This window comes from Streptomyces sp. AV19 (assembly GCF_015999245.1).
In the GTDB taxonomy this organism is placed as follows: Bacteria; Actinomycetota; Actinomycetes; order Streptomycetales; family Streptomycetaceae; genus Streptomyces.
In genome coordinates, this window is sequence record NZ_JAEAMR010000022.1 from 799,902 (window position 1) to 818,182 (window position 18,281).

The following is an 18,281-nucleotide window of genomic DNA, read 5'->3' on the forward strand; positions in this document are numbered from 1 at the left end:
TTGCGTTGCGCCACAGCTACACGGCGTTCTCCAGCACTGCGCGAACCTCGGGCACATCCCGAAAGTCTTCAAGCCGCCTGAGTACGACCTTGACCCGCTCCGCTGTGCGCTCGCTGGCCACGCCGGCAGAGAGGCAGATCATGCGTTCCGCTGTGGCTGCCGCTTCCTCCGGCTCGTTGGCGTCAGTCAGGGCAACGGCGAACCACGACAGGTAGAGCGCGAGTTCCCGCGTATGCGTGGCGTCGTATCGGCCGAGTACGTCCCGGAGCAGCGGGACGGCCCGGAGCGGGCGGCGCAACTCTGTGCAGACGCGTGATTCCATGACCTGTAGCTCTCCGGCGTCCACCCAGTAGAGATAACCGGGTTCATCCTCCCCGCCGTGCCCCGTCAGCGCGTCACCGGCTTCCTTGACAGCTCGCATGGCTGCCTGGTCTTCCCCGGCCTTGGCGTGGGCCCATGCCACACGGTCAAGGTAGAGGGCGCGCGCCCGCGGTGGCGCTCCGGCGGCGTTCTCAAGGGCCGCGCGAGCCATGTCGACCCCTTCTTGTACGTCCCCTGTGTTCGTTCGCCGGTAGGCCAGCGAGCCCAGCAAGTTGCCCGCCAGGGTTGCGTCTTCCGCTGTGTGTGCCGCCGACAAACCGAGCCGGTAGATCCGTTCGGCTTCAGCCTGCTGTCCGGCGTCACTCGCGATCCACCCGGCGATCTGCGCCAACTCCCCGATGGCTCGCAGCAGTGATCGACCTACGGCTTCAGTATGGGTCCCCTCTCGGAACAACCGCACCGCAGACCGGAGTTCGCGCAGTGCGGGGCGCAGCAAGTCCCCTCCGGCAATCACATCGTCGGCGAGCCTGAGCCCGTGTACGCGCTGCTGTAGGTCGGCCACGGCGTCCACGCCGACGCGTCGCCCCTCACGGGCACTGATCGGGGCGAGCGGGTCGCCTTCGGGCAAGTAGTCGGCCAGCGATGGCGGGGGCAGCTCCACGGGCACCTGTGGCTCCCTGAGCGCTTCCACGGGCACCTCAAGAGCCGTAGCGATGAAGGGCAACCATTCACGGGGCGTCCGTTTTCCCGTCTCCCACCTGCTGACCTCCTGACGACCGACAGGGCCACCTTGGACACCAGCAGCACGGCAGACCTCCCGTGCCAACCGCGCCTGGCTCCACCCGCACTGTTCGCGCAACCACTTGATGTTTGCCCCAATGCTCCCCGACATGCCCCCAGTCTGGCCGACACCTGGCCTACGCGGGGCCGCTGGTCAGTACACAGCCCCGGCAGGATGATCACAGCCATGGCTGAGCAACGGGATGCACCCCCGAACGGCACGCTTGTTGTGGATGAGCGCTCCGACAAGGTCGGCGTCGTCATGGGTCACGAGGGCCCGAACCTTCAGCTCCGCCCGCCTCGTGGTGGGCGTGGGTGGGAAGCGCGGCCGAGTGCGGTGAGAGTGGCTACCGCCGACGAGCAGAGGACGGCGGATGTCGCTGTCGGCCGGGATGGCAGCCTCCCGGGGAACGCCTGTGAGTGATCTGCGCCCCGCATACCGGTTCCCCCGCCCCCTGGTCGGCGTGACCCGGCTGCCGGACACCACGCCGCACACCTACCGCACGTGCCCGAAGTGCCTGGTCATCCACAAGGGGATTGGTCTCGCGTTGCGCGCCCGGGACCAGGACACCGCCGACCGGCTCCGCGCCGAGCTCGGCACCCATCAGCAGAGCGATCCGCACAAGGAGCACGCGCCGTGATCCTTCTGCCGCACAGCAGCGGACCCACGGCCATGCCGGTGCCGGTCGAGGGCTGCGCCGTTTGCGTCCGGCTCGACAGTGCATGGCGAGCAGCGTGGAAGCGGGGCGACCGGGAGTCGGCCGGGAAGTTCGCCGACGGGTTCGTCAAGCATCACGGGAGGAAGCACCCGGGGGCGTGGTGACCACCGGAACGGGTGATCAGCAAATCGCCGGGGCGCGGCGTTCGTCCTCGCTCTGGTGCTCCTCGTAGTCCTGGTGGCGCTGCTCGTGCTCGTCCTCCAGCCCCCGCCTCTCTGGGATACGGCCAAAGGGCCGGCGGAACCGCCCGGCCGGTCCATTGCATCCCTCCGGGGACCGGCCGGCCCCCCTTTCGGGCTGTACGGGGGGACAGCCCGAAAGGCTCCCAAGACTCCGCCCCGCCGGTTGACGTTGGCCGCCCGCAGTGGGGCGGGAAGCACCCAGCCCGGCCGTCCGGTTGAGGCCCGGCAGCCGGGCGGGTGCACCACGGCAGACAGGTTTCACGTTCCATCCCCAACCCGATACAACCAAGGGAGGGCCCGTCATGGGCAACGACACCCCCGGTCTAGGAGCCTTGAGCACCGGGCCGGGGCGCCCTGCCGTCGGCCCTGAACGAACTATGGGAGTGCGGCCGGTTCAGCCATCACCTGCAAGCGGGGGCTGTTCCTCGACGAATGACCCTATGCCGGACGTCGTGCCGATCACACCCTCTTCCCGCAGCGCTCGGGTCGTCTCCCGAATGATGTCCCGGTTGACGCCGAATTCACAGGCGAGCTGCACCTCTGAGATCAAATGGTGTGACACTCGCCGCTGTTGATTCGCGCGCGCCATCTTCCGCTCCGAAGAAGTGCAAGAACTCACCTCGAATCAGCTGGACCACTGGTCGTCCGCCGCGTTCGTCGAGATCGGCTACGACTACCCGAACGGGCACGCCAACGATCAGTTCGAACAGCTCGCGCACGCCCGCCGGACGGGGGTGTCCGCATGAGCCTCGCCGACCGCATCCCCGTGGATGCCCCGGCCGTCCGCCCTGCCGTCCGCTGCTGCATCTGCGGAACCAAGACCGTCGCACCCGTAGAGATCGGCTGCGCAGAACGCGCAAGCGGCCCCGATGTCCCCCTGCACGCCTGCCCCAATTGTGCGGCCGGCCCCGGCGACCACGGCCTGACCGATGTGGAGGGCACGGTGAGCGCCAAGCCTCCGAACACCTACGTGAGGCCGGCCGTCTGCCTTCCCTTTGGTGTGATTCACGCCCTTGCCGCCCGGAAGAGTCCAGTTGCTCCCGCCCTTCGGTGGTACGTGGCGGGCGAGCAGCACCCGTCCGTCTTCGATACACACGGCGTACGCCGCCAACCGGAAACTCATCCCCGCATCTCCCGCCGGACCCTATCCAACGTCCAAGATCCGCGCATCGCTACGCGGAGTGGAGCCAGATCAACTTCTTACGCGCTGGAGCTACTTCTGTTCCGTGTGATGGAGCCCAAAGAAGTGCTCACGAACAACGCGGCAGTACATCCGCAAAGGCCGATTGGCTCATCCGGCAGCACAACCGCGACGCGTGGGCGACAGAACCGCGCCGGACGCTGGGTGCACATCGGCAGGCGCTCCTGTTCCGGAAGCAACGCCATCCCAGAAGTCCCCGTGTGATCCGACGACATGGCCCCGATCAACGAAGAGCACGACAAGTAGCCCCTGCGGAAACGGTGAAAGGGCGGGGCGGGGGATCGGCCCGGCGGCGAAGCCGCCGCCCACCGAGCCCCTTACAGCCAGCCCCCCTTACGGCCTCCCGGTCACCACACCGCCAGGCCACGTGATCTCGTAGTACCTGACCCGGGCATCCTCCCCCACAGCCCGCATCCCGGCCCTTGCCATGACCCGTTGAGAAGCAACGTTGTCGAGATCGGCGTCACCCTTGACGCACACGACGCCGTGCTCCCGGGCGAGCGCGAGCAGCCCGCGCAGCGCCTCCGTGGCGTACCCCTTCCCCCGCGCCGGGGCGACGACGCCGTAGCCGATCGTCACGGTGCGCTCCGCGCCGGGCGGGCGGTGGAAGCCCAGGCTGCCTATCACGAGGCCGTCGGAGCGCCGGCGGATCTCGTAGTCGCCGAAGGGCCGGGGGTCGCCCGTGGCCGCGCAGTGGTCGAGGAAGTCCCGGGCCGACTCCACGTCGCCGTCGGTGGGGTAGCCGGGTGCCCAGCGGTCGTCGGCGGCCGGGCGGCGGGCCACGAGGCGGCGGGCATCGTCGGCGGTCAGGGGGTGGAGCACGAGCCGCTCCGTCACAAGATCGTCCATGGTCGACTGGCGTACCATTCCGCGACGGGAGCGCGCACCTGGTTTACGAAGTGCGCAACTCCCGTACCGGAAGCGGCTGTTCAGCCTCCGCGGCTCACTGGCGCACGGCCCCGGCGGCCAGCGGGCCGCGTCGGAGCAGCGCCCGGGTCGGCAGGCCCGTGGCGGCGAGGACGAGGAGGACGGTCGCGGCGGCCAGCGGCAGGGCCGTGCCGGCCGGGACGTACGGGCCGGATCCGGTGACGCCGCGGGTGATCGGCACCAGGGTCGTCCAGGCGATGGCGCCGCCCACGAGGAGTCCGGTGACGGCGACCAGCAGCGCCTCCCAGCGCATCATGCCGCGCACCTGGCGGCGCGTGGTGCCGGACAGTCGCAGCAGGGCGACCTCGCGGCGGCGGTCGAGCACGGTCATGACCAGGGTGTTGGCCGCGGCGACGGCGGCGAAGCCGCCGAGCACGGCCGCCATGACGGTGTTCGCCCAGGCGTTGAGCTCCTGGTCCCGGTCGGCCCGGGCGGCGAAGCCCGCGGCGTCGGTGACGGTGCTGCCGGGGGTGCCGAGCGCGGTCAGTCGCCGGGCGACGGCGGCGCGGTCGGCGCCGGGTGCGTCCCGGACGAGGACCTGGGAGTCGAGGGCGGCGGAGACGTGCCCGGCGACGGCGGCCCGGGGCAGCAGGATCTCGCCGAGGCCCAGGCCCCGTTCGTAGGTGGCGACGAGCTTCGGCCGGACGCGGGTGCCGTCGCCCAGCCAGAGCGGGACGGTGTCCCCCGGCTTCGCGTGGAGGCCGCGGGCGAGCGAGGCGTCGAGGGCGACGGTGCCCGGGGAGGTGCCCAGGGCGGCGAGGGAGCCGCTCTCGACCCCGAGGTCGAGCACCCGGGCCAGCTTCGCCGGGTCGCCGGAGACGCCGAGGACGGTGGACGGCAGCAGGACGTCGCCGGATCGGTGGACGGCACCGGTGCGCAGGACGCCGACGGCGGCCTCCACGCCCGGGACGCGGGCGGCCCGGGCGGCGGTGGAGGCGGGCAGGCCCGCCCCGCCGGGGGCAAGGACGTGGTCGGCGACGACGCTGCTGCGGACGTGGGCGTCGGCGACGTGCCGGATGGTGCTCTGCAGGAAGACGAGCGTGCCGCAGAAGGCGGTCACCATGGCGATCGGGGTGATGGCGGAGGCCAGCCGGCGGGCGTGCGCCCGGGTGTTGTCGGCGGCCAGCGACCCGGACGCGCCGGCGGAACGGAGGGGCAGGCCGAGGAGCGTCGCGCACAGCCAGGTGAGCGGCGGGCCGAGGAGGGCGACGGCCAGCAGGAAGCACATGACGACGCCGAGGGCGGTGTTGGCCGCGTTGTCGCCGTCCTGTCCGGCGGCGAGTCCGGCGAGGGTGACGCCGCCGGCCGCGGCGGCCAGTCCGAGGACGGTGCGGATCAGGCCGGGGCGGTTGCGTTCGACGGCGGCCTCGCCCAGCGCGAGGCCGGGGCGGAGCTTGGCCGGGCGGCGGGCGGCGGCGTAGCCGGCGATCAGCGCGGACACCAGGTTGGCGCCGATCGCGGTGACCATGGGCACCGCGCCGATGTCGAGGGAGACCTGTTCGGGGATGGCGCCCCGGTCCACGAGCTGGTCGAACCACCAGGAGGCCAGGGCCAGGCCGGGGAGGATCCCGAGGACGCCCGCGACCGGGGCGACGATCATCGCCTCGGTGGCGACGGTGCGGCGGATCTGCCGCGGGGTGGCGCCGATGGCCCGGAGGAGGGCGAACTCGCGGGAGCGCTGGCCGGTGGCCAGGGCGACGGTGCCCATGACGACGAAGACGGCGGTCATGGCGGCGATGCCGCCGAAGGACCCGCCGAGCCCGCTCAGCAGGGTCTTCGCCTCGGTCAGGCCCGGCTCCTCGGCCCGGCCCCGGGCATCGCCGGTCAGCACCCGGGCGTCGTCGCCGACGGCCCGGCGGACCTCGTCGGCGAGCGCGGTGCCGGTGACTCCGGGGCGGGCGCGGACGGCGATGGCGTCCGCCGTGCCCGGGTGCCCGGAGAGCCGGTCGGCCGTGCGGCCGGCGAACCAGGCGGTCGCGCCGCCGGTCCCCGCCGGGGCGAGGCCGGAGACACGGTAGGTGGCGGTGCCGCCGGGGGCGACGAGCGCGACGCGGTCGCCGGTGGCCAGGTGCGCGGCGCGGGCGGAGGCGGCGTCCAGGACGACCTCGCCGGCGCGCGGGGCGCGGCCCTCGGCCAGGGCGGCGGTGCCGGCGGCCGTGTCGAGGCCGGCGGTCGCGTAGGGCCGTCCGGTCCAGGCCGTCCGGGGGTTCCCGGCGCCGGGCTGGACGGGGAAGGAGAGGTCGGGCACCGCCGCGGCCACGCCGGGCCGGGCCTTGATCTTCGCGGCCAGCGACGCGTCGACGCGGGCCCGGTCGGGCAGCGCGGCCTCGGAGGTGGTGCGGCTGTCGCCCCGGCCGGTGGTGATCCGCACGTGGGTGTCCCCGGCGACCACCACGGGGGTGTGCTGGTAGCGCACGGGGGCGATGTGCGCGGTGATGCCGGTCTGCAGCAGGACGCCGCAGGCGGTGATGATCGCGGCGCTGAACAGCAGCGCGACGAGGCTGCCCGCGAACGAGGCGGGCCGGAAGCGCACGGAAGCCCGTGCGAGGCCGTTCGTCATGCGGCCGTCCCCGTTCCGGCGAGGCGGCCGCCGTGCGCGGCGGTGAGCGCGACCATCCGGTCGGCGACGGTCTGCGGGTCGGGCCGCGTCAGCTCGCCGGCGAGGAGGCCGTCGGCGAGGAAGAGCACCCGGTCGGCGTGCGAGGCGGCCACCGGGTCGTGGGTGACCATGACGACGGTGGCGCCGAGCGCGTCGACGGCCCGTCGCAGCAGGCCGAGGACCTCCTGGGCGGAGCGGGTGTCCAGCGCGCCGGTCGGCTCGTCGGCGAACACCACCTCGGGCCGGGTGACCAGCGCCCGGGCGATCGCGACCCGCTGCTGCTGCCCGCCCGAGAGCTGGCCGGGCCGGCGCCTGCCGTGCCCCTCCAGCCCCACCTCGGCCAGCAGCTCCTGGGCCCGGCGCCGGTCCTGGCGCTCGCCGGCGAGGCGCTGCGGGAGCAGGACGTTCTGCAGCACGGTCAGCGAGGGCAGCAGGTTGAAGGACTGGAAGACGAAGCCGACGCGGCTGCGCCGCAGCTTGGTCAGCCGGTCCTCGTTCAGCCCGGTGATGTCCTGCCCGCCCAGCAGCACCTGCCCGTCGCTGGGCCGGTCCAGCCCGGCGGCGCACTGCAGGAACGTGCTCTTGCCGGACCCGGACGGGCCCATCACCGCGGTGAAGCTGCCGCGCGGCAGCGCGAGGTCCACGCCCCGCAGGGCCTGGACGGCGCCCTCGCCGCGGCCGTAGGCGCGCCGCACGGCGCGTAGCTCGACCGCGGGGCCGTGCCCCGGGTACTGCTGGGTGGGTACGCGGTCGCGGCGCGACGCCATGGTGTCCCTTCCTTCGTCGGTCATCGTGCGTATGACGGTAGGAAAGGCCAGGTCAGCGGGGAATGGTGGCAGCCGGGCAGTGCGGGGTGGGGTTTTCCCCCGGTCTCCCCGGCGAGGGTGCCGGCGGGGCCGGCTCCTATGAGGCGACGGGTGAGGCGACGGGCATCAGCCGGCCGCCGGTCAGCCGGACGAGCTCGTCGGCGGTGGTCGGGAAGACGGTGTGCGGGGTGCCTCCGGCGGCCCAGACCTCGTCGTAGTCGGCCAGCGCCTCGTCCACGACCGCGGGCAGCCGCCGGGGGTGGCCGACGGGGGCCACGCCGCCGATCGCCTGCCCGGTGGCCTCGCGCACCTGCTCCGGGGTGGCGCGGAGCAGCGGCCCCCGGCCGAGGCGGGCGGCGAGGGCGGCGGTGTCCACCCGGTGCCGGCCGCTGGTCATGACGAGGACCGGCTCGCCGTCGGAGACGAACACCAGGCTGTTGGCGATGGCCCCGACCGGGCAGCCGAGGGCCTCGGCTGCCCGGTCGGCGGTGCGTGCCGACGCGGACAGCTCGCGGATCCGTCCGGGGACCGCCGCGGCCTCGAGGGCGCGGGCGACCGGTTCGCTCCGGGCGGGCAGGGGGGAGGACATGCGGGTCGCTCCTTACGTAGACGCCAAAACGTTCTGTATATAGAACGCTAGGGGCGGGGAAGGTACCCGGTCAACGGAAATTCCGGGCCGGGGGCGACGGAAGCGGAGGCAGGGCCATGGCGGAAACGGAAGCGGGAGCGGCGGAGCTCGCCGGACGGGTGGGGCGCCGGCTGCGGGAGCTGCGGTCCGGGCGGGGGCTGTCGCTGTCGGAGCTGGCCCGCCGGTCGGGCATCGGCAAGGGCACGCTCTCGGAGCTGGAGAGCGGCCGGCGCAACCCGACGCTGGAGACCCTCTACGCGCTGACGACCGCCCTGTCGGCCCCGCTCAGCGCCCTGCTGTCCCCGGCCGGGGGCCGGGAGACGGTGTCCGGCGGCGCCGTGGACGCGGTCCTCACCGACCGGCACGAGGACGCCTCGGCCGTCACGGAGGTCTTCCGGATCCGGATCCGTGCCGGGTCGGCCCAGGAATCGGCGGCCCACGCCCCGGGCACCCGGGAGCACATCGTCGTCCTCGGCGGCACCGCCCGCGTCGGCGAGGCAGCGTCCCCGCTCACGGTCGGCCCGGGCGGGCACGGCGCCTGGGCGGCGGACGTCCCGCACCTGTACGCCGCGCCCGACGGGGACGTGGAGGCCGTTCTGGTCGTGCGGTACGCGGCCGCCGCCCCGGGCGGCTGATCCACCCGCGCGCTTGACCTGCGAAACTCCGTCGCGCGCCGGACCATCGAGACATGGCTCCGCCTGTCGCCCCGCTCCCCGCGATCCGGCCCATGCTGACGGTCCCCGGACCGCTGCCGGACGAGCGCGAGGAGGCGGAGTGGGGGTTCGAGGTGAAGTGGGACGGCGTGCGCTGCGTCGTCACCGCGCCGGGGGACGGCGGCATCCAGCTGGTCAGCAGGACGGGCAACGACGTGACCTCCACCTACCCCGAGCTGCGGGAGCTGGGCATGCAGCTCCAGGGCCGCCCGGCCGTCCTCGACGGCGAGATCGTGGCGATGGACGAAAAAGGCCGGCCCGACTTCGGGCTGCTCCAGCGCCGCATGAGCATCGTGAATCCGCGGCGGGCCGCCCACCTGGCGATGGAGTACCCGATCCACCTGATGCTCTTCGACGTGATGCACGTCGGCGGCCGGTCCCTGATGGCCACCCCCTACCAGGAGCGGCGGGCCGTGCTCGCCGGGATGGGTCTCACCGGCCGGAGCTGGTCCGTGCCCACCCACCTGGCGGGCCACGGTCAGCGGGCGTGGGACGCCACGCTGCGGCACGGGTACGAGGGGGTGATCGCCAAGCGGCTGACCTCGTCCTACCTGCCCGGCGTCCGGTCACCCGACTGGCGCAAGGTCAAGCACCTGCTCACCCTCGACGTGGTCATCGGGGGCTGGACTGAGGGCCGGGGCTCGCTGGTGGGGCTCCCCGGCGCGATCCTGGCGGGTCTGGACGAGCCGACGGGCCTGCGCTACGTCGGCTCCGTCGGCTCGGGCCTCTCCGGCCACGAACGCCGTGACCTCGCCCGCTATCTGTCGGCGGTCGCCCGCGAGGACTCGCCGTTCGCCGGGCCGGTCGACGCGCCCGGGGCGCACTGGGTCGAACCACGGCTCGTCGCCGAGATCACCCTGACCGGCTGGACGCCGGCGGGGCACATCCGGCACCCCATCTGGCACCGGCTGCGCCCCGATCTGACCCTGCCCGGTTGATGATCGGTTCTGATCGATCAGTAGGCGGAGTTGACGTTGTCCATGGAGCCGTAGGTCTTGGCGGCGTAGTTGCAGGACGCGACGATGTTGGCCACCGGGTCGTAGATGTCCCAGGACGTGCCGTCCACATGGAAGGCCTTGAACGTCGGGTCGATGATCTGCAGCAGACCCTTCGACGGGACACGGGGGGGGCCGGGGGGGGGGGGGGGGGGCGCCCCCCCGCCGGGCCCGCGGGGCGGGGGCCGGGGGGGGCCCGGTGGGGCGGGGGGGGGGGGGGGGGGGGGGGGGGGGGGGGGGGGGGGGGGGGGGGAGGTTGATGGACCCCACCCCCTCCCTTCCACCGTTCCCGCAGGGGCTGCGCCCCTGCGCCACCCCGCGTGCGCGCGACGCGCACCCGGGCGCGGGGGCCCCGCCCCCTGCACCCCCGGCCCGCGCCGCGCGCGGCGAGCGGGGCTCCGCCCCTGCACCCCACGGGGACTCCGCCTCCCGCGCCCCGTTCGGGGCTCCGCCCCCGGCCCCGCAACCGCGCCCCGCGCGGTGGCGGGGGCTTGCCCCGGGAGAAACGGTGAAATGGGGGTGCCCCCTCTGGGGGAGGGGCAGGGGCGACCAACCCGTCCGGAGCCGGAAGGCCGCCACGCAAAGCGCAGTCGCCACCCCCGCGGCCGAACCCCGGACGACAGCCGAGCCCCCCACCCTCACCTTCCACCGCACCGCCTTCGCCTACGGCCCCCACTCCGCCCCCGTCCTCCACGACCTCACCCTCGCCCTCCCCCCCGGCGCGCACCTCGCCGTCGTCGGCCCCAGCGGCGTCGGCAAGTCGACGCTCGCCGGGCTGGCGGCCGGGCTGCTGCGGCCGGACACCGGCGACGTCCGTCTCGGGGGACTGCCCGCGCGGAGCGAGGCCGCGCGGGCGCTGCGGCTCCTCATCCCGCAGGAGGCGTACGTCTTCTCGGGGACGCTCGCCGAGAACCTCGGGTATCTACGGCAAGAGCCGCCCCGGCAAACAGAATTGGCGGACGCCGCCGAGGCCGTCGGCATGGAACGGCTCGTCGAACGCCTCGGCGGCTTCACCACCCCCCTCACCCCCACCACGCTCTCCGCGGGCGAACGCCAGCAGATCGCCCTCACCCGCGCCTACCTCTCCCCCGCCCCCATCGCCCTCCTCGACGAGGCGACGTGTCACCTCGACCCGGCCGCCGAGGCGCGCGCCGAGCGCGCCCTCGCCCGGCGGCCGGCCGTGGCCTGCGGCCCCGGCACCCTGGTCGTCATCGCGCACCGTGCCGCCTCCGCACTGCGCGCGGACCGGATCCTGGTGATGGACGGTCCGCACACGGTGTTCGGGGAGCATGACGAGCTGCTGCGCGTCTCCCCGCTGTACCGGGACCTCATAGGCGGGGACGAGAGCGGGGACGAGAGCGAGGACAGCGGATCATCACGCTCAGACCCAGCCCGCGACGCGCGAGATCCTTATCGCGTCGACGCGGTTGCGCGCCCCCGTCTTGCGGGTGATCGCGGACATGTAGTTGCGCACGGTCCCGTTGGAGAGGTGCAGGCTGCGCGCGATCTCGCCGACGGACGCGCCCTCGGCCGCGAGTGACAGGACGCTCAACTCCCGTCTGGTGAGCGGGATCTCCGCCGCCTCCAGGAAGCCGAAGCCGAGCGACTCGTCGATGTAGCGCCGCCCCTGGGCAACATGGCGTATGCCCTCGGCCAGCCGGTCCGGTGAAGCGTTTTTGCTCAAGTACCCCAAGGCCCGCTCCTCGTACGCCCGGCGCAGCGGCCCCGGGCGTTCCGCGCTCGCCAGGGCCAGCAGGGCGGGCGTCGCGTCCCCCGCGTCCCGCCCGGCGGACAGTTCCCGCAGTCCCCCGGGGCCACCCGCGTCGGGGCTGTCCATGTCCACCACGCACACGCGCGGGCGGACGGTGCGCGCGACGGCCGGGGCCCGGCGCCACGGTGCGGAGTGGACCTCCAGATCCGGCTCTCTTCCGATCAGTTCCGCGAGCGCGGTGCGCAGCAGCGAGGTGTCGTGCACCAGTAGAACTCGGATCACGGATTACGTCCCACCCTTCCCGTCTGCCCCCAATGCCGGTCTTGCTCGGGGCACGTCAACAATTCATACCGGCGGTTGCCACGGTCATGGGTGGGGATCACTGAGCCGTGGGGGGCGCAAGGGCGCACGGTGCTATCATCGCGCGCCCCAAGTTCACTCGAATGCGCCTCTCAAAACTCTTGAAAAACTGACCCCTGAGTAAGCTGCCAAGAGCGGTCGTCACGGACGGGTACCGTCAACTCCCCTGTCGCCCAAGGACTTCGGGAGAGTGACCCTCCGCCCCGTGTCCGTCCCCCGCGTTCCCTCCCGAGTATGTGCGCGCGCCCGGGCCGCCAAACGGCCGCCGCCCCGGCAGGGTCATCGAGGGCAGCGCCGCCGGGAGCAGCAGCCCGGCCCGACGAGGAGCCCGCTCGCGCAGCCGCCGTTGAGCGCCTCCGGGCGGGCTCGCCCCGGCCGGCCGGCGCCTCGGTGCGGCTCGTGGCGGCACCGACCGTGACCGCCGGTCCGAGCGAACCACCCGTCTGATGGGCGCTGTTGAGGATCCCGGAGGCCATGCCCGCGTCGAGCCGGGCGCGCCGGCCGTCGGCGCATCCGCACCTGAGCTCGTACGCCCACGACTCCCGTGAGCTGGCGGCCCGTTACACCTACGAACAGGGTGTGCGGCTACGCCTACGAACAGGATGTGCGGCACATCCTCGACGGGCTGCCCGGTAACTGACGCTGCGTCAGATCGCCGACACCGCGCCCGGCACCCGCAGCGACCGCACGATCTCCGTGACCCGCGCTCCCGCCTCCGCGTACCCCGTGCCGGGCGGGTGCAGGGTGAACACGGCCACCACCGCGCGGTCGTCCGCCCCCACCGTCCCGGTGGTGTGCAGGGCCGGCCGGTCCAGGTCCACCTCGCCGCCCGCGCCCCTCGGGCGGGCGGGCGGCGGGAAGCCCGACCAGCCCTGTTTGACCGCCCACGGCCGCGCGAAGGCCGACGGGATCCCGAAGGACTGGTCGTAGCCGTCGGTGCCGTGCCGGGTGGCCCGGCGCAGCGGGCCCAGCACGGCCTCGCGCAGCGGCGCGGGCGCCTCGTCCAGCAGGTGGCACCAGACGCGGACGGTGTCCGCCGCCGTGATGGCCGAAAATCCCCAGTAGCCGGGGAAGCCGGGCGGCGGCCCCGAGGTGCCGGTGAGACCGAGACGGGAGACCATGCGTGTGATCACGCCGGTCCCCCCGTTCCGCTCCCAGAAGTGGCCGGCCGCGCTGTCGTCGCTGCTCGCGAGCATCGCGCCCAGCCGGGTGCGGTCGTCCGGCGGCAGGACGTCCACCGGACCGCGGTCCCACAGGTGGTCGAGCGCGATCAGCAGTTTCACCACTGACGCCGACCGGAACCGCGCGTCCGGTGCGAGCCGTTCGGTGAAGGTGCCGGAGTCACGGTCGTACACGGCGACGCCCGCGCCCACCCCCGTCGGCACCCTCGTTCCCGTCGGCGGCGCGCTCATGGCGCGTACCGCCGCCCGGGCCCTCCCGGCTCACGTCCTCGCACGTCGATCCCCCGTCTCTCCCCCGCATCCCCCGGGAGACCAGGTTCCGCCCGGCGGGGCAAGGGGGCCACGGCATTCGACCGGTGTCGAATCCGGCAGGTCGGCGGCCGGTCGGTATCACGCCACCCTTCACGCGCCGCCTTTCACGCCGCCCTTCACGCCGCCCTTCACGCCACCCGGCGTCCGTTGAGCAGTTGGACGCCCAGCGGCGTGAGGGTGTGGTGCGCGGCCCCGCCCACCCGGCGGGTCACCAGCAGGCCGGCCTCGCGCAGGACGGAGACGTGGTGGCTGGCGGTCGCGGCCGCGATGTCGGCGGTGCGCGCCAGCTCCGTGGTGGTGCCGCCCGCGGCGACGGCCTCCAGCAGCACCGCCCGCGTCCGCCCCAGCAGCGCCTCCAGCCCCTGCCCGCGCCCGCCGGGCGGCCGCGCGGCGGCCAGTTGGACGGGGCTGTGCTCGATGGGGTAGACGACCACGGGCGGCAGGTCGCGGCTGCGCAGCATCGTGGGTTTGCGCCAGCAGAAGAAGGAGGGCAGCAGCAGTATCCCGCGGCCGTCCAGGTGCAGATCCCCCTCCACGTGCGGCCCGCGCATGATGAGCACCGGACGCTGCCACTCCAGGCCGGGGTGCAGGTTCCGCAGCAGGTGGTCGAAGGCGCCCGCGGGCAGGTCGGCCGCCGGCACCGCCCGGCCGCGCGCGGCCAGGTCGGCGCCGACCTCGGTGCGCATCCGCGACCAGTGCGGCGCGAGGGCCAGGCGGTAGTACGACCGGATCGCGTCGCCGAGGCCCGTCAGCGCCTCCACGTCACCGTCCGCGATGCCGCGCATCCAGGGCGCCACCCGGCCCTTGGACAGGGCGAGTTCGGTGAGGTCGTTGCGCAGCCGGGCGCGCGGGGTGGACAGCAGCGCGCTGATGCCCAGGTCGATGCCGCCCGAACCGGCCGCCGGGGTGAGGAAGTCCGGCGAGTAGCCGAGCGGCGGGGCCAGTGCCAGCAGGCGCCGCGCGCCGGGGTCCAGTCTGCCCCGCACCGAGCGGCGCCACCGGTCGAACACAAGCGGGCCGTCATTGGTCTGGAGCATGTGCAGGCTGAGCAGCACTTCCCACATCGGGTCGGGCGACTGCGCGAGCCTGGTCCGCGCGAAATCGTCGGCCCCGAAATGGATCCGCAGTCCCACAGGTGTTTCGCCTCCCGCCCGGTCCCACGGGCGCCGTGTAAGCCCGTTCGCCGGTACGGGTCCATGGTCGGGGCGGCCGGAGCCCCCTTTCAATCACAGAGCCGCGTGTTCCGGCCATCCTGCTTCCACGCGTGACGGGTGCTGTGCGAGGGGCGGGTGCGCCTCTATGCTCCAGCGCCACATGCCGGTTACCCACCCGTAGGAGTCGTGGTGACAGTGCAACGCACAGGCAGCAGCACGGGCACTAGCACAGGCAGCAGCACGCGCAGGGGATTCATCGGAGGGGCCGCGGCGGTGGCGGCCACGGCGGCGCTCACGGGGACGGCCCGGGCCGCGTCCGACCCTCGAAAGCCCGACTCTCGAAAGCCCGGCCCCCGAAAGTCCGGCCGCCGGAGCTCCGGCGCGCGGACGGTCGTGGTGCTGGGCGGCGGGGTCGCGGGCCTGACCGCCGCCCACGAACTCGCCGAACGCGGCTTCGAGGTGACGGTGTACGAGCGCAAGGGCGCCCTCGGCGGCAAGGCGCGCAGCATGGACGTACCGGGCAGCGCGAGAGGCGGCCGCAGACCGCTGCCGGGCGAGCACGGCTTCCGCTTCATCCCCGGCATCTACCACAACCTGCCGGACACCCTGCGCCGCATACCCTTCGCCGGCAACGCCCATGGCGTGCACGACAATCTGGTCGCGCCGAGCGAGGCGCTCTTCGCCCGCACCGGGCTCGAGGACCTCCGCTTCCCGTTCGCCGGCTGGAGCTCCCGGCCGGCCCCGCTCACGCCCGACGAGTTCCGGCGGGCCCTCATGGCCTTCCTGGAGACCTTCGCCCGGCTGCCCGCGCACGAGATCGCCCACTTCGCGGGCCGCATGCTGGTCTGGTTCACCAGCTGCGACCGGCGCCGCGTCGGCGACTGGGAGCGCACGCCCTGGTGGGAGTTCACCCGGGCCGCGCGCATGTCCCCCGCCTACCAGCGGCTGTTGTGCATCGGCATCACCCGCAACATCGTCGCGACCAAGGCCGAGGTGGCGAGCACCCGGACCGTGGCGACGATGCTGGAGGCGTTCGTCTTCAACGCCCTCGGCCTGGGCGCGGACGGCCCGCCGGACCGGCTGCTCAACGGGCCGACCAACGAGGCGTGGATCGACCCGTGGGCCGCCCGTCTGCGCTCCCTGGGCGTGGAGTTCCGCACCGGGTGGGCGGCGCGCGACCTGCGGCTGGAGGGCGGGCGGATCACCGGGGCCGTCCTGGAGGGCCCGGGCGGCGCCCGGCACACCGCCGAGGCGGACCACTTCGTCTCCGCCATGCCCGTCGAACACGCCCGGACGACCTGGAACGCGGCGGTCCGGGCGGCCGATCCCCAACTGGCCCGCTGCGACCGGCTGCAGACGGACTGGATGACCGGCATCCAGTTCTACCTCACCGAGCCGACGCCGATCGTCCACGGTCACATCAACCACATCGACTCCGCCTGGTCGATCACCTCCGTCTCCCAGGCGCAGTTCTGGCCCGGGCACGACTTCCGCCGGGACTTCGGCGACGGGACGGTGGCCGACTGCCTCTCCTGCGACGTCTCCGAGTGGGACAAGCCCGGCATCCTCTACGGCAAGACGGCCAAGCAGTGCACCCGCGAAGAGGTCGCGCGCGAGGTGTGGGCCCAGCTCAAGGCGAGCCTCAACGACACCGGCCGCACGGTGCTGAGGGACTCCGTGCTGCACTCCTGGTTCCTGGACCCGGCCGTCGAACTCGGCGGCTCCCGGGCCACCAACGACGAACAGCTCCTCATCCACCCCGTCGGCACCTGGGCCAACCGCCCGACGGCCCGCACCGCCGTCCCGAACCTCTTCCTGGCCGGCGACTACGTCGTCACGGACATCGACCTGGCGACCATGGAGGGCGCCAACGCGTCGGCCCGGGCGGCAGTCAACGCCCTGCTGGACGAGGCCGGTTCGGGCGCCGAGCGGTGCACGATCACCCCGCTGCACCGGGCGCCGGCGCTGGAGGCGGCCAAGCGGCGGGACGAGACGCGGTGGCGGCTGGGGCTGCGGAACGCGTACGACGTGGGCTGACCCCCGGTCGCCGAGGGCGGTGCCCGGCCTATTGCCTGTTGATCGGGCACCGCCGTCAGCAGCGAGGAGCGGACGCCGTGGTCGACCCGCTCCGGGCGGAAGCCGCTCGCGTCGAGCAGCGCGCGCCGGCCCGGTCCGTTCGCGGCCGCCCACGTCGACCACCGCCCTCGCGTCCCGCCGGTCGCGGTCCAGCAGCGGCGGCCACCGCTGGGTCAGGAGGGCGGCCTGGGCCCTGTTGAAGGCCGCCGCCTCCGGGTGCCGCGCCGGCCAGTCGAAGTACGGCCGGCCGTGCACCGCGTCGAAGGCCGGGGCGCCGGTGCGCACCGAGTGCGCCGACCGGGCCGTACGTCTCCTCGCGGACACCCCCGCCGCATGCCGTCGACGCGGCCGACGCGGACCCCACGGCGCGCCGGCCTCACGGCAACCGCACCGGCACTTACGGGCAATTCGGCTGTGAAAACCGGACAGTCACGCGGCCGCGCACACCTCAACTGCCCGCTTTCGGATTGACCCGTCACAGACTTGACGAGCTCCTGTCAACTCACGCACCCTTACCCTTCGCACCGTCTCGCACCGTCGAAACCGCACCACTCGTCTGCCCGGCCCGCGCCCCGCGCGGACCGGCCCCCCGCAGAAGGAGTACGCGTGAGACGCCACCCCCGTACGACCGCCGTCGCGGCCGCCGCCCTGCTGTCCGCCGGCTCGCTCGCCCTCCCGGGCCTGACGGCCGACGCCGCCGCCCCGCCTGCGACCGAGCACGCGGCGGCCACAACTCCCGCCTCTCAGAAGCAGGTTGCCGCCTACTGGACGCCCGAACGCATGCGCTCGGCCACCCCGCTCGACGTCGCGCCCGGCCACCACCCCGGCGCCGCACCGACGAATACCGGCGAGCACACCACCGTCGCCCCGACCCCCGCCCCCGCGCACCCGGCCGTGCGGTCCTTCCCGCAGGCCGGCGGCCCGTGGACGGGCGGCGGGGCGGTCGTCAAGACCTCCGGCCGGGTGTTCTTCACCATGCAGGGCCGCAACGCCTCCTGCTCCGGCGACGCGGTCACCAGCGGGAACGGCAGCACCGTGATCACGGCCGGGCACTGCGTGAAGTACCAGGGCAACTGGCACACCAACTGGACGTTCGTGCCCGGTTACCACGACGGCCAGACCCCGTACGGCACGTGGGCCGCGACCAAGACGCTCTCCACCCCGCAGTGGACGGCGAGCGAGGACATGAACAACGACATCGGCGCCGCCGTCGTCGCCCCGCTCGACGGGAAGAAGCTCACCGACGTGGTCGGCGGCCAGGGCCTGGACTTCAACGGCGCCTACGGCCGCGCCATGTACGCCTTCGGCTTCCCGGCCGCCTCGCCGTACGACGGGAGCAAGCTCGTCCACTGCAGCGGCACCTCGACGAAGGACTTCCTGCTCACCAAGGACCATGGCCTGGGCTGCAACATGACCGGCGGCTCCAGCGGCGGCCCCTGGTTCACCTCCTTCGACGAGAAGACGGGCACGGGCCTGCAGGCGTCGGTGAACAGCTTCGGCTACACCTTCCTGCCCAACACCATGTTCGGCCCGTACTTCGGTGACGAGGCGAAGAAGCTTTACGACCAGGCGCAGAACACCTGATCCGGTCCGCTGACCCGGTCCGCTGATCCGGT

Annotated in this window: 15 protein-coding genes and 3 pseudogenes; 8 read left to right on the plus strand and 10 right to left on the minus strand. The window is 73.6% G+C overall.

Annotation, left to right across the window (positions count from 1 at the left end; all coding sequences use genetic code 11):
• Nucleotides 1-16 precede the first annotated feature (16 nt).
• Nucleotides 17-1,213, minus strand: coding sequence for a helix-turn-helix transcriptional regulator (locus I5Q34_RS31640; protein ID WP_199895881.1), 1,197 nt, complete (start codon nucleotides 1,211-1,213; stop codon nucleotides 17-19).
• A 304-nt stretch (nucleotides 1,214-1,517) separates the two neighbouring features.
• On the opposite strand from I5Q34_RS31640, the gene I5Q34_RS31645 reads away from it, so the two are divergent.
• The 3 genes from I5Q34_RS31645 to I5Q34_RS31660 all read left to right on the plus strand — a co-directional run bounded on the left by I5Q34_RS31645 (nucleotide 1,518) and on the right by I5Q34_RS31660 (nucleotide 2,748).
• On the plus strand, nucleotides 1,518-1,742 hold the full coding sequence (locus tag I5Q34_RS31645) for a hypothetical protein (protein ID WP_199895882.1): 225 nt from the start codon (nucleotides 1,518-1,520) through the stop codon (nucleotides 1,740-1,742).
• Complete coding sequence (locus I5Q34_RS31650; RefSeq protein ID WP_199895883.1) at nucleotides 1,739-1,924, plus strand: hypothetical protein; 186 nt, start codon at nucleotides 1,739-1,741, stop codon at nucleotides 1,922-1,924. The genes I5Q34_RS31645 and I5Q34_RS31650 overlap by 4 nt, the downstream gene beginning before the upstream one ends.
• Nucleotides 1,925-2,607: 683 nt before the next feature.
• Nucleotides 2,608-2,748, plus strand: coding sequence for a hypothetical protein (locus tag I5Q34_RS31660; RefSeq protein ID WP_199895885.1), 141 nt, complete (start codon nucleotides 2,608-2,610; stop codon nucleotides 2,746-2,748).
• A gap of 259 nt (nucleotides 2,749-3,007) precedes the next feature.
• On the opposite strand, the pseudogene I5Q34_RS35270 reads toward I5Q34_RS31660, so the two are convergent.
• The 5 genes and pseudogenes from I5Q34_RS35270 to I5Q34_RS31680 form a co-directional block, all read right to left on the minus strand.
• Nucleotides 3,008-3,125, minus strand: a pseudogene (locus I5Q34_RS35270) (NUDIX hydrolase); the annotation flags it as partial.
• Between the two features lie 411 nt (nucleotides 3,126-3,536).
• On the minus strand, nucleotides 3,537-4,052 hold the full coding sequence (locus I5Q34_RS31665) for a GNAT family N-acetyltransferase (RefSeq protein WP_199895886.1): 516 nt from the start codon (nucleotides 4,050-4,052) through the stop codon (nucleotides 3,537-3,539).
• Between the two features lie 94 nt (nucleotides 4,053-4,146).
• A complete protein-coding gene (locus I5Q34_RS31670; RefSeq protein ID WP_199895887.1) occupies nucleotides 4,147-6,690 on the minus strand; it encodes an FtsX-like permease family protein in 2,544 nt (847 codons plus the stop codon).
• Nucleotides 6,687-7,496, minus strand: coding sequence for an ABC transporter ATP-binding protein (locus I5Q34_RS31675; RefSeq protein ID WP_199896074.1), 810 nt, complete (start codon nucleotides 7,494-7,496; stop codon nucleotides 6,687-6,689). The genes I5Q34_RS31670 and I5Q34_RS31675 overlap by 4 nt, the downstream gene beginning before the upstream one ends.
• A gap of 136 nt (nucleotides 7,497-7,632) precedes the next feature.
• Nucleotides 7,633-8,124 carry a YbaK/EbsC family protein gene (locus I5Q34_RS31680; protein ID WP_199895888.1) on the minus strand — a complete coding sequence of 164 codons (492 nt, stop codon included), beginning with the start codon at nucleotides 8,122-8,124 and terminating at the stop codon, nucleotides 7,633-7,635.
• Nucleotides 8,125-8,240: 116 nt separating this feature from the next.
• On the opposite strand from I5Q34_RS31680, the gene I5Q34_RS31685 reads away from it, so the two are divergent.
• Both I5Q34_RS31685 and ligD read left to right on the plus strand, forming a co-directional pair.
• Nucleotides 8,241-8,798: an XRE family transcriptional regulator gene (locus I5Q34_RS31685; RefSeq protein ID WP_199895889.1), complete on the plus strand. Its 558-nt coding sequence runs from the start codon at nucleotides 8,241-8,243 to the stop codon at nucleotides 8,796-8,798.
• 53 nt (nucleotides 8,799-8,851) lie between these two features.
• On the plus strand, nucleotides 8,852-9,814 hold the full coding sequence (gene ligD, locus I5Q34_RS31690) for a non-homologous end-joining DNA ligase (protein ID WP_199895890.1): 963 nt from the start codon (nucleotides 8,852-8,854) through the stop codon (nucleotides 9,812-9,814).
• 17 nt (nucleotides 9,815-9,831) lie between these two features.
• Here the strand turns inward: ligD and I5Q34_RS31695 are convergent.
• A pseudogene (locus I5Q34_RS31695) lies at nucleotides 9,832-9,996 on the minus strand (lytic transglycosylase); the annotation flags it as partial.
• Between the two features lie 134 nt (nucleotides 9,997-10,130).
• Here I5Q34_RS31695 and I5Q34_RS35910 point away from each other — a divergent pair.
• Nucleotides 10,131-10,931: pseudogene (locus I5Q34_RS35910) on the plus strand (ATP-binding cassette domain-containing protein); the annotation flags it as partial.
• A gap of 321 nt (nucleotides 10,932-11,252) precedes the next feature.
• On the opposite strand, the gene I5Q34_RS31705 reads toward I5Q34_RS35910, so the two are convergent.
• The 3 genes from I5Q34_RS31705 to I5Q34_RS31715 form a co-directional block, all read right to left on the minus strand.
• On the minus strand, nucleotides 11,253-11,864 hold the full coding sequence (locus I5Q34_RS31705; protein ID WP_199895891.1) for a response regulator transcription factor: 612 nt from the start codon (nucleotides 11,862-11,864) through the stop codon (nucleotides 11,253-11,255).
• Nucleotides 11,865-12,589: 725 nt separating this feature from the next.
• On the minus strand, nucleotides 12,590-13,354 hold the full coding sequence (locus I5Q34_RS31710) for a class A beta-lactamase-related serine hydrolase (RefSeq protein ID WP_234429717.1): 765 nt from the start codon (nucleotides 13,352-13,354) through the stop codon (nucleotides 12,590-12,592).
• Between the two features lie 209 nt (nucleotides 13,355-13,563).
• Entirely contained in the window at nucleotides 13,564-14,568 is a 1,005-nt protein-coding gene (locus tag I5Q34_RS31715) for a helix-turn-helix transcriptional regulator (protein WP_199895892.1), read from the minus strand.
• Between the two features lie 294 nt (nucleotides 14,569-14,862).
• On the opposite strand from I5Q34_RS31715, the gene I5Q34_RS31720 reads away from it, so the two are divergent.
• Together I5Q34_RS31720 and I5Q34_RS31725 are read left to right on the plus strand one after the other, a co-directional pair.
• Nucleotides 14,863-16,626, plus strand: coding sequence for an FAD-dependent oxidoreductase (locus tag I5Q34_RS31720; protein WP_277965559.1), 1,764 nt, complete (start codon nucleotides 14,863-14,865; stop codon nucleotides 16,624-16,626).
• A gap of 645 nt (nucleotides 16,627-17,271) precedes the next feature.
• Nucleotides 17,272-18,249: a serine protease gene (locus I5Q34_RS31725; protein ID WP_199895893.1), complete on the plus strand. Its 978-nt coding sequence runs from the start codon at nucleotides 17,272-17,274 to the stop codon at nucleotides 18,247-18,249.
• Nucleotides 18,250-18,281: the final 32 nt, after the last annotated feature.

Coding starts and splice junctions, on each gene's coding strand:
- I5Q34_RS31640 (WP_199895881.1), bottom strand. CDS start 1,213: ATGTCGGGGAGCATTGGGGCAAACATCAAGTGGTTGCGCGAACAGTGC.
- I5Q34_RS31665 (WP_199895886.1), bottom strand. CDS start 4,052: ATGGACGATCTTGTGACGGAGCGGCTCGTGCTCCACCCCCTGACCGCC.
- I5Q34_RS31670 (WP_199895887.1), bottom strand. CDS start 6,690: ATGACGAACGGCCTCGCACGGGCTTCCGTGCGCTTCCGGCCCGCCTCG.
- I5Q34_RS31675 (WP_199896074.1), bottom strand. CDS start 7,496: ATGGCGTCGCGCCGCGACCGCGTACCCACCCAGCAGTACCCGGGGCAC.
- I5Q34_RS31680 (WP_199895888.1), bottom strand. CDS start 8,124: ATGTCCTCCCCCCTGCCCGCCCGGAGCGAACCGGTCGCCCGCGCCCTC.
- I5Q34_RS31685 (WP_199895889.1), top strand. CDS start 8,241: ATGGCGGAAACGGAAGCGGGAGCGGCGGAGCTCGCCGGACGGGTGGGG.
- ligD (WP_199895890.1), top strand. CDS start 8,852: ATGGCTCCGCCTGTCGCCCCGCTCCCCGCGATCCGGCCCATGCTGACG.
- I5Q34_RS31710 (WP_234429717.1), bottom strand. CDS start 13,354: ATGAGCGCGCCGCCGACGGGAACGAGGGTGCCGACGGGGGTGGGCGCG.